The following is a 9,881-nucleotide window of genomic DNA, read 5'->3' as shown; positions in this document are numbered from 1 at the left end:
GACCCGCCCCGCCGTGGTCACGGTCGGCATCTACAACGCGCTGCAGGTGTGGAACGGGTTCCTCTTCCCGCTGATCCTGACGCAGAGTCCGGACAAGCGGGTCCTGCCACTCTCGCTCTGGGCATTCCAGGGCGAGTTCACGATCAACATCCCGGCGGTGCTCGCCGCCGTTGTACTGGCAACCCTGCCGCTGCTGGTGCTGTACGTGGTGGCGCGGAAGCAGCTGGTCAGCGGGCTCACAGCCGGCTTCAGCAAGTAATCAGTCAACAAGCGAAGGACTTTTCGATGACACAGAACAAGCCGCCGCTGCGGGTGGGCATGGTGGGATACGCGTTCATGGGCGCGGCCCACTCCCACGCGTGGCGCACCGCGCCGCGGTTTTTCGATCTGCCCCTGCAGCCTGAGCTGTCCGTCCTGGTGGGACGCAACGTTGACGCCGCCTCCCGGGCAGCCGAACGCATGGGCTGGAACGAGACGGCGACCGACTGGCGTGAGGTCATCAACCGGAACGACGTCGACCTCATCGACATCTGCACGCCCGGCGATACCCACGCCGAGATCGCGATCGCGGCACTCGAAGCGGGCAAGCACGTGCTGTGTGAGAAGCCGCTGGCCAATTCGGTGGAAGAAGCCGAGCGCATGGCCGCGGCAGCCGAAGCGGCGGCACAGCGCGGCGTCCTGTCCATGTGCGGCTACAGCTACCGCCGCACGCCGGCGCTGACGCTGGCGCGGGAACTGGTGCAGGAGGGGCGGCTCGGGACCATCCGGCACGTCCGTGCGCAGTACCTGCAGGACTGGCTCTCCGATGAGAACACTCCGCTGACCTGGCGGATGGACAAGGAAAAGGCTGGCTCTGGTGCGCTTGGCGACATCGGCGCGCACATCATCGATGCCGCTCAGTGGATCACCGGCTCGTCCATCGCGGGGGTCTCGGCGCTGATGGAAACGTTCGTGACGGAGCGGCCCGTCGGCGGCGACATGGTGGGCCTCGGCGGTCACGGGGATGCCTCGGGGGAGCGCGGCCCGGTCACGGTCGACGACGCAGCCGCGTTCACCGCACGGTTCGACGGCGGTGCCATCGGAGTCTTCGAAGCCACCCGCTTTGCCCTCGGCCGCAAAAACGCCATCCGCCTCGAGATCAACGGCTCCACCGGTTCGGTGGCCTTCGACTTCGAGGACATGAACGTCCTGGAGTACTACGACGGCAGCACGGACAGCCGCACTTCCGGCTTCCGGCGCATCCAGGTCACCGAACCCGACCACCCGTACACCGGGCACTGGTGGCCAGCGGGCCACGGCCTCGGCTACGAGCATGGGTTCACACACCAGGTGGTGGAGCTGGTGACGGCGCTGGCCGACGGATCCCAGCCGTCGCCGTCATTCACTGACGCACTGCAGGTCCAGCGGGTGTTGGCCGCGGTGGAGCAGAGTGCGGCCGCCGAATCGCGCTGGCACCCGGTCCAGGCCACGTCATGATTGAAAGGGAGAACCGAATGCGTCCAGTTACCCTGTTCACCGGACAGTGGGCGGACCTGCCGTTTGAGGAGGTTGCACGCCTCGCGGGCCAGTGGGGCTTCGACGGACTGGAGATCGCCTGCTGGGGCGACCACCTCGATCCCGAACGAGTGATCGACGACGACGCCTACCTCCGCGACCGCCTCGACATCCTCGAGCGGAACAACCTGACGGTCCACGCGATCGCCAACCACCTGACCGGGCAGGCCGTGTGCGATGACCCGATCGACGAACGTCACCGCGGCATCCTGCCCGACCGGGTGTGGGGAGACGGGGAAGCGGAGGATGTCCGCCGTCGTGCTGCCGACGTCATGAAGGCCACCGCGCACGCCGCCGCCCGGCTGGGTGCCGGGACGGTGACCGGCTTCACGGGATCCTCGATCTGGAAGTGCGTGGCCATGTTCCCGCCCGTACCGGACTCAATGGTTGAGGCCGGTTACCAGGATTTCGCGGACCGCTGGAATCCCATTATGGATGCGTTCGACGACGCCGGAGTGCGGTTCGCGCTGGAAGTGCACCCGTCGGAAATCGCCTACGACTACTGGAGCGCTCGCCGGACGCTCGACATCATGGCGGGCCGGGAGAACTTCGGGCTCAACTTCGATCCCTCGCACTTCATCTGGCAGGACCTGGACCCGGTGATGTTCCTGCAGGACTTCGCGGACCGGATTTTCCATGTGCATGTCAAGGAGTCGGCGCGGCACCTGAACGGCCGCAACGGCCGGCTGGGATCGCACCTGCCGTGGGGTGATCCGCGGCGCGGCTGGGACTTTGTCACCGCCGGGCACGGGGACGTGCAGTGGGAACCGATCTTCCGAATGCTCAACTCCATCGGCTACGGCGGCCCGGTCAGCGTCGAGTGGGAGGACGCCGGCATGGACCGCCTGATCGGCGCACCGCAGGCGCTCGCCCTGGTTCGCCAACTGGGTGAGATTGCACCCTCCGCTGCAGCGTTCGACGCCGCATTCTCGGCCGGGCGCTAAGCCGCCAACACCTTCCAACAGAAAGACAAGAAATGACGAGCAAAAATGCCCTGATAGTGCGCGGCGGCTGGGACGGGCACCAGCCCGTTGAAGCAACCGAGCGCTTCATCCCCTTCCTGCGGGAGAACGGCTACAACGTCCGCGTCGAGGAATCGCCGAAGATCTACGCCGACCCCGACTACATGGCCACCGTGGACCTCATTGTGCAGTGCAACACGATGAACACCATCGAGAAGGACGAGTTCGCCGGCCTGCGGTCCGCCATCGAAGCCGGAACCGGCATGGCCGGCTGGCACGGCGGCATCGCCGACTCCTACCGCAACGAGTCCGACTACCTGCACCTGATTGGCGGCCAGTTCGCCTGCCACCCGGGCAAGCACCCGGACGATTGCATTGGCGAGCAGGCCGACAACTACGTTCCATACCGGGTGAACATGGTGCCGGAGGCCGCCGATCATCCGATTACCCAGGGGATCGGGGACTTCGATCTGGTCACCGAGCAATACTGGGTGCTCGCGGATGACTACATCGACGTCCTTGCCACCACCACGCAGGCGGTGCGCGAATGGGATCCGTGGCACCGTCCGGTCACCTCGCCCGCGATCTGGACCCGTGACTGGGGCAAGGGCCGCATCTTCGTCAGCACTCCCGGGCACCGGGTGGAAATTCTCGACGACCCGAACGTACGAACCATCATCGAAAGGGGCATGCTGTGGGCAAGCCGCTGAACATCGGCATCATTGGCTGCGGAGCGATCATTGCGCAGTACCTGAAGACCTTCCCGCAGCTCGAGTCGGTGAACCTCGTCGCGGTCGCGGACCTGGATCCTTTGCGGGCGCAGGCGGTTGCAGACTCCCAACCGGGTGTGCGTGCGTTGAGCGTGGATGAACTGCTTGCCGGCGTCGACGTCGACGCCGTCCTCAACCTGACCATCCCGGCCGCACACGCCGAGGTGGCGCTGCGGGCGATCGACGCAGGCAAGCATGTCTACGGGGAGAAGCCGCTCGCCGCGACGACTGAGGAGGCCAAGCAGGTGCTCGAGGCGGCCCGTGCCGCGGGAGTCCGGGTCGGGTGTGCTCCCGACACGGTGCTGGGCACCGGCATCCAGACCGCGCGCAAGGCGATCGACGACGGCCTGATCGGTGTGCCGATCTCGGCCACCGCCACCATGGTCACCCCCGGCCACGAACGCTGGCACCCCAACCCCGATTTCTACTATGTGCCGGGCGGTGGCCCGCTGCTGGATATGGGGCCGTACTACGTGACGGCGCTGGTGACGCTGCTGGGCCCGGTGGTGTCGGTGATCGGTGTGGCCAGCCACACCCGTACGTCGCGGACGGTCGGTTCCGGACCCCGCGCGGGCGAAAGCGTTCCCGTCACCACGGACACGCACGTCACGGGTGTGCTGGTGCACCAGTCCGGGGCGCTGTCCACACTGGTCATGAGCTTCGACGCCGTGGGGACCCGCTCGCCCAACATCGAGATCCACGGTGAGAACGCCAGCCTGATTGTGCCCGATCCCAACGTGTTCGCCGGCGACGTCGAGATCTGCACGCTGGCCGAGCGAGACGCGGGCTGGAAGGTTCTGCCCGTCAGCGCCGGGTATCGGGACGCCGGCCGCGGCTATGGGCTCGCGGACATGGCGGATACTCCTGCCGGGGAACAGCACCGGGCCAACGGCGACCTGGCTTACCATGTGCTGGAGGTCATGGAGTCGCTGCTGCGGTCGGCGGCGTCGGGAGTATCGGTGCCGGTTGAGAGCCGTGCGGCCCGGCCGAGCCCTGTTCCGCTGACGGGTGTTCCGCAGCCGGCGGCATAGGGCGTTTCGGCAGGCCCTTGACCGGAAAAGATGAGCTGCCCTAGATAGTCGATATTCGTTGTCATCGACTATCGACAAACCATGGGGGACTTATGAAGGCGGCGCTGAACCAGATCGGGATCCTGGGGTGACTTCACCATCGGGCCCGTGATGGCTGGCCTTGTGCTCGTCCTCGTCGCCACTGTCTTCCAGCCCGGCCTGAGGCCAGGCTCCAGAGGGACACGGAGGGCCTTGTCTGATGCCGGTAGAGGACGCCACCGACATCTACTGTCGTCTCGATGAACTCCTTGAGCGGCGAGGAATGACTTCACTGAGCTGAGTAAGCGTGTGGGCCTCGCCCGGTCAGGGACAGGTGGAGCCCCGGACTACCAGGCGACAAGGCTGGATGATTGTGCCCTGTTGCTCCTCTCCGCCCATAGCGGCGAACAGTTTCTCCCCGGCCATTCGTCCCATGGCTTCGAAGTTCATATCCACGCTCGTCAAGCCAGGTACGGCTCCGGTGGCAAAGACTTCCCAGTTATCAAAACTGACAACGGCAACGTCCTCCGGGACACGCAGGTTAAGGTCTTTGAGGGCGTCGAGCACACCCCGGGCAATCTGGTCGCTGCCGCACACTACCGCATCGAGGTCGGGTGAGGACTCGACCAGCCTTCGTGTGGCATTGCGCCCCCATGCTTCTGACCAGACGCCGTAGAAAGCTTGTCCACCCATCAGTTCCATATTGTGGGCAGTAAGCACCTCGTCAACTCCTGTGACACGAGCACGCGCGGCATCGTAACTTCGGTCTCCCGCGATATGCGCAATGCGCTTCCGGCCCAGGTCCAGGAGATGCTGCGCCGCAAGTCTTCCACCGCCCAAGTTGTCCGGGACGATTGAGAGGTCGGTGTGCGCGTCCGACGGTGCGTAGACGTAAATAGCGGGCACGGGCAGCTCGCCCAGCGATGCTCGTGCGTCGGTGCGGCTACCGACAATGATGAGCCCATCAACCTGGCGCCCCAGCAGCGACTGCAGATGATGCTTCTCCCGGATCACGTCCCCGCGGGCGTCGCAGAGGAATACGGACATCTTTCCCGCCCCGGCAGTATCTTCTGCCCCCATGAGGATCGGGATGGAAAAACGGCCCTCGAGGTCGTCGGTGATCAGACCCCAGGTTCCGGAGCGGCCGTTCTTCAACGCACGGGCGGTTGTGTTGGGGTGGAAAGCGAGGCGCTCGGCAGTAGCAAGCACCGCCTGCCGAGTCGCCGCACGCACCCCTTCCCGTCCGTTGAGCGCCTTGGAAGCGGTCGGAACGGAGACCCCGGCCACCCGCGCGACATCGCGTAAAGTCACCGATTTGGCACGTGCCAACTCTGGCTCAGTCACCGTGGCCTCCTTTTCGAGCTGGGTTTCGTAATCACTTTACGTGATTGACGTCTCATTCAATCGCCGGTACGGTAGAAATCGATTTCGAAAACTTTCGACTTCTGCTGCTCAACGTTGATCAGACCCCGCCTTTGAAGCGGATTATGAAGGGAAACAGTCATGCATTCGACTCGAATCTTGCGCCATCACCGGCGCGTGACCGCTGTCGGCGCCGCGCTCGCCGCCACCTTGGCTCTCAGTGCCTGCGGCGGCGCCGGCGGGGAATCGGCAGAGGAGGGCGGAGAGGACCAGACGGTCACCGTCTGGCACTACTTCAGCGCGGACAACCAGGTCGCCCTCATGGACGAATATGCCAAGAAGTTCGAAGCGACGAACGAAGGCGTCACCGTGGAGAACGTCTACGTGCCGTATGACCAGATGAATTCGAAAGTGGTGTCCGCTGCCGGAGCGCAGACGGGGCCGGACGTCGTCGTCTTCAACGGCGCTGAGTGGGGCGTACTGTCCCAAGCCGGCGCACTGGCGCCGCTCGACGAGCAGTGGAGCTCCTTCGCGGACGCTGATCAGTTCCCGGATTCGGTCCTCCACGGTACCGAGGAGGAGATGCTGGCGGTTCAGGGCTACGTCAACCTCCTGGGACTCTGGTACAACGCAGACATCCTGAAGGAAATTGGCGTCGAGCCCCCTACTACCATCGAGGAGCTTGAAGCTGCCATGGCGGCGGCCAAGGATGCGGGCCATGAAGGGATTACTCTTTCTGCCTTGCCCCAGTCGCAGGGTGAATGGCAGGCCTACCCGTGGCTGACCAGCCAGGGTTTCGACTACTCGGATCCGAATGCGGACGATCTCGCCGCGGGTTTGGCTATGGCAAACAGCTGGGTGGAGGAAGGCTACCTCTCCAAAGAGGCGACCACCTGGGACCAGACCGTTCCGTTCCAGCAGTTCACCGCTGGCGGGGTCGCCTTTGCGGAGAACGGAAATTGGCAGATGGGTGCGGCCGAAGCCGACGCCAACTTCGAGTACGGCGTTGTTCCGTTGCCGCTCGGGGAGTCGGGCAAGGTGTATCTCGGTGGGGAGGGAATTGGCATCGGAGCCTCCGCTGACAGCCCGACCCTTGCATGGGAGTACCTGACGGAAACGTACCTGGACGCCGAGGGCCAGCTGCTCGCGGTGGAGAAGGTCGGATCCATCCCGGCCCGTGAGGACGCCGCTCAGGACCCGGCTGTGGTCGACAACCCGCTGCTCGCGCCTTTCTCGGCCACGCTGGCCGAGCTGGGAGCGAATTACCCGGATTCCGTGATTCCCGTCGAATCGGTTGCTGATGTGCAGACCTCGATGGGACAGGCCTGGAGCGCTGCGGTTGGTGGGCAGCAGAGTCCGGAAGAAGCGGCCGCCGGAATAGTCGAGAAATTGCAGTCCCTGATCGGCCAGTAACCAGCACAGTGTCGTGGGCGCCATCACCATCGGGTGCCCACGGCAACAACGAGACGGACAATTCATGACCACGCACCCTCTCCCAGCGCGCCCTCGGCCGAAACAGCCAGATGGGACAGCCCGGACTGACAAGAGCAAGGCCAAGCGGCGCCCGCGACGGCGAAGCCGGTACGCTTTCACGATTCCTGCACTGATTTTCCTGGCAGCATTTTCGCTGTTTCCGTTGTTGCAGCTGGTGCGGATGAGTTTCAGCGACGTCACCTCCGCCACCTTGAACGGCGCCTGGCCCTTTGTGGGCCTGGCGAACTACGTCGCAGGGTTCGAGTCAGGTGTCACGGGCGCAGCCCTGACGCGGACAGCTTTGTTCGTGGTGGTGGTGACCGTTGTCGGCATGGTGATGGGATTATTGGCTGCAATTGCCCTGCGCACACGCGGACACTGGTCCAACGCGCTGCTGGCGGTCATGGTGTTCGCCTGGGCGCTGCCGCCTGTGGTCAACGGGAGTGTGTGGAAGTTCCTTCTTGCAGATGACGGTCTGGTCAATACCATCGCTCGCGCCACGGGTGTCACCGAGACGGCCCTGCCGTTCCTATACGACCAGTATTGGGCGCTCGGCGCTGTGGCCTTTGTAAACTCCTGGGCCGTCATCCCCTTCAACGCGCTGGTGTTCCGGGCGGCCCTGCTCAACATCGAACCTGAAGTTTTTGAAGCAGTAGCGTTGGACGGCGCCAGCCGGTGGCAGGAAGTGCGTCACATCATGATCCCGTCGGTGCGCCCAACCATGCTGGTACTCCTGGTCCTCACGATCGTCTACGGGTTCCGCAGCTTCGACTTCATCTACGTCATGACCTTCGGTGGTCCGGGCGACGCCACCAACACACTGCCGTTCCTCGGCTATCTCCAGGCGTTCAGCCGCTTCCAGTTCGGCCTTGGCGCGTCGACGTCCGTCGTTGCCGTTCTAGTGGTCCTCGTCCTGGCTGTGCTCTACGCCCGCAGCATCCATCGGGAGGAATCAGAATGAATACCGCTGCCGGACCGGTCAACATCGCCGTGAAAGTCCTGCTGACCCTGCTCTACGGTGTCCCGTTGCTGTGGATCCTCCTCACTTCGCTGAAGGACTCTTCGGACGTTTTCGGCGCCGAAACTGCGTTGATCTTCGAACCGCAGATCACCTCCTATGCTGACGCCCTCAACGGCGCCCTCTTCTCGGCGCTGGGCCAGTCAGTAATCATCGCGGGTGGCACTACCGTGCTCACTCTGTGTATCGCCATTCCGGCCGGGTACGGTCTCGCCCGTACACGGGGGCTGCCGGTGTCCATCGGACTGGGACTGCTCATCGCCCTGCAGATGTTGCCGCAGACGGCCAACGTGATTCCCCTGTTCCAGCTGTTCGGTGACTGGGGGCTGCTGGACAGTGTCCTCGGTGTGATCCTCGCCGACACCGCTCTGCTGACGCCGTTCGCGATCATTCTCCTACGGCCTTTCTTCCGCGCGGTGCCGCACCAGCTCGAAGAAGCGGCTGCGATCGATGGGGCCCCGGCATTCCGCACCTTTGCCTCCGTGGTACTTCCGGTGGCCCGCAACGGCGTCGCGACCACCGGCACGCTGGTTTTCCTGTTGGCGTGGGGCGAGTTCCTGTATGCAGTGAACTTCTTCCTCTCGCCCGGAACCTATCCCCTGAGTGCGCTCCTGGCCCAGCAGGTCTCCGCGTTCGGGATCGACTGGCCCGGTCTGATGGCCCTGGCCGTGCTCACCTCCATCCCCGTCCTGATCGTCTACTCGATCACCTACCGTCTCCTGCGCGACGGCCTCACCGTCGGCGCCGTCAAATGACCGGTTACCCCCGACTGAAAGAAAGTGCTGCTATGGCTTCCTCCACTCCTGTCGCCCAAAACATGCTCGGCCGGCCTATCGTCCCGTCCTCCGGCCGGCTCCAACCGGTTGGGTTGTGCGACGTCGATATCACCGGCGGATTCTGGGGCCGGATGCAACAGCTCAACGCCAACGCCGTCATTGATCACGCAGAGCGGTGGATGGAGCAGGTGGGATGGATCGGCAACTTCGACGCCGCGATAGAGGGCCGGCTCCCGAAGGATCGGCAGGGCAGGGAGTTCTCCGATTCCGACGTGTACAAGCTCATGGAAGCGATGGCCTGGGAGATCGGCCGAACCGGGAACCCACAGCTGGAGGAGCGTTTCATCGCGCTGACCTCACGCATTGCACCGGTTCAGGAAGATGACGGGTACCTGAACACCATGTTCGGTCGGCCGGGTCAGGAGCCGCGGTACTCGAATTTCGAGTGGGGCCATGAGCTGTACTGTTTCGGCCACCTCATCCAGGCCGGTGTCGCCCGGGCACGCACCCGCGGCGATGACGCCTTCGTCGAGATCGCCGTCCGTGCCGCCGACCACGTCTGCGAGGTCTTCGGGCCCGGCGGCCTGGAGAAAGTCGAGGGGCATCCGGAAATCGAGACGGCCCTGGTGGAGCTGGGCCGCCACACCGGCGAGCGGCGGTACATTGACCAGGCGCGGATCTTCATTGACCGGCGGGGCCGCGGGCTCCTCGGCGAGATCGAGTTCGGGCAGGCCTACTTCCAGGACGACGTTCCGGTCCGAGACGCAGGTGTGTTGCGTGGTCACGCCGTTCGCGCCCTGTACCTGGCTTCCGGCGCCATCGACGTGGCCACCGAAATCGGGGACCAGGAATTGCACGAGGCGGTGGAGCGGCAGCTGGGACGGACGGTGGCCCGCCGCACGTACCTTACCGGCGGG

General features: G+C 64.6%; 9 protein-coding genes and 1 pseudogene. 9 read left to right on the top strand and 1 reads right to left on the bottom strand.

The window, feature by feature from the left end; genetic code table 11:
- The 5 genes and pseudogenes from Y708_RS30805 to Y708_RS0104295 form a co-directional block, all read left to right on the top strand.
- Positions 1-259 (top strand): annotated as a pseudogene (locus Y708_RS30805) (carbohydrate ABC transporter permease); the annotation flags it as partial.
- Positions 260-285: 26 nt separating this feature from the next.
- Positions 286-1,476: a Gfo/Idh/MocA family protein gene (locus tag Y708_RS0104310; protein WP_028278976.1), complete on the top strand. Its 1,191-nt coding sequence runs from the start codon at positions 286-288 to the stop codon at positions 1,474-1,476.
- Between the two features lie 17 nt (positions 1,477-1,493).
- Positions 1,494-2,498 (top strand): sugar phosphate isomerase/epimerase family protein, encoded by a 1,005-nt coding sequence (locus tag Y708_RS0104305; RefSeq protein ID WP_035775229.1) that lies wholly within the window; start codon positions 1,494-1,496, stop codon positions 2,496-2,498.
- A gap of 32 nt (positions 2,499-2,530) precedes the next feature.
- A complete protein-coding gene (locus Y708_RS0104300) occupies positions 2,531-3,226 on the top strand; it encodes a ThuA domain-containing protein (protein WP_028278974.1) in 696 nt (231 codons plus the stop codon).
- Entirely contained in the window at positions 3,211-4,317 is a 1,107-nt protein-coding gene (locus Y708_RS0104295; protein ID WP_028278973.1) for a Gfo/Idh/MocA family protein, read from the top strand. The genes Y708_RS0104300 and Y708_RS0104295 overlap by 16 nt, the downstream gene beginning before the upstream one ends.
- A 342-nt stretch (positions 4,318-4,659) precedes the next feature.
- On the opposite strand, the gene Y708_RS0104290 is transcribed toward Y708_RS0104295, so the two are convergent.
- A complete protein-coding gene (locus Y708_RS0104290; protein WP_028278972.1) occupies positions 4,660-5,679 on the bottom strand; it encodes a LacI family DNA-binding transcriptional regulator in 1,020 nt (339 codons plus the stop codon).
- 195 nt (positions 5,680-5,874) lie between these two features.
- Here Y708_RS0104290 and Y708_RS0104280 point away from each other — a divergent pair, with 195 nt between their 5' ends.
- The 4 genes from Y708_RS0104280 to Y708_RS29600 all read left to right on the top strand — a co-directional run.
- Positions 5,875-7,110 (top strand): sugar ABC transporter substrate-binding protein, encoded by a 1,236-nt coding sequence (locus Y708_RS0104280; RefSeq protein ID WP_216699726.1) that lies wholly within the window; start codon positions 5,875-5,877, stop codon positions 7,108-7,110.
- A 241-nt stretch (positions 7,111-7,351) separates the two neighbouring features.
- The gene (locus Y708_RS22785; RefSeq protein ID WP_162150439.1) at positions 7,352-8,131 is read left to right on the top strand and encodes a carbohydrate ABC transporter permease; all 780 of its coding nucleotides are present in this window, start codon (positions 7,352-7,354) and stop codon (positions 8,129-8,131) included.
- Positions 8,128-8,943 carry a carbohydrate ABC transporter permease gene (locus Y708_RS0104270; RefSeq protein ID WP_028278970.1) on the top strand — a complete coding sequence of 272 codons (816 nt, stop codon included), beginning with the start codon at positions 8,128-8,130 and terminating at the stop codon, positions 8,941-8,943. The genes Y708_RS22785 and Y708_RS0104270 overlap by 4 nt, the downstream gene beginning before the upstream one ends.
- A gap of 32 nt (positions 8,944-8,975) precedes the next feature.
- The coding region (locus Y708_RS29600) for a glycoside hydrolase family 127 protein (protein WP_162150438.1) at positions 8,976-9,881 on the top strand (906 nt) is incomplete at its 3' end.

This window comes from Arthrobacter sp. H5 (assembly GCF_000520595.1).
Classification (GTDB): Bacteria; Actinomycetota; Actinomycetes; order Actinomycetales; family Micrococcaceae; genus Arthrobacter_D.
Note: the sequence above shows the minus strand (reverse complement) of the source record. Positions and strands in the feature narration are given on the sequence as shown.

Bases quoted from the DNA above. Each gene is read 5' to 3' on its own strand.
- Y708_RS0104310 (WP_028278976.1), top strand. From the start codon at position 286: ATGACACAGAACAAGCCGCCGCTGCGGGTGGGCATGGTGGGATACGCG.
- Y708_RS0104305 (WP_035775229.1), top strand. From the start codon at position 1,494: ATGCGTCCAGTTACCCTGTTCACCGGACAGTGGGCGGACCTGCCGTTT.
- Y708_RS0104300 (WP_028278974.1), top strand. From the start codon at position 2,531: ATGACGAGCAAAAATGCCCTGATAGTGCGCGGCGGCTGGGACGGGCAC.
- Y708_RS22785 (WP_162150439.1), top strand. From the start codon at position 7,352: ATGAGTTTCAGCGACGTCACCTCCGCCACCTTGAACGGCGCCTGGCCC.
- Y708_RS0104270 (WP_028278970.1), top strand. From the start codon at position 8,128: ATGAATACCGCTGCCGGACCGGTCAACATCGCCGTGAAAGTCCTGCTG.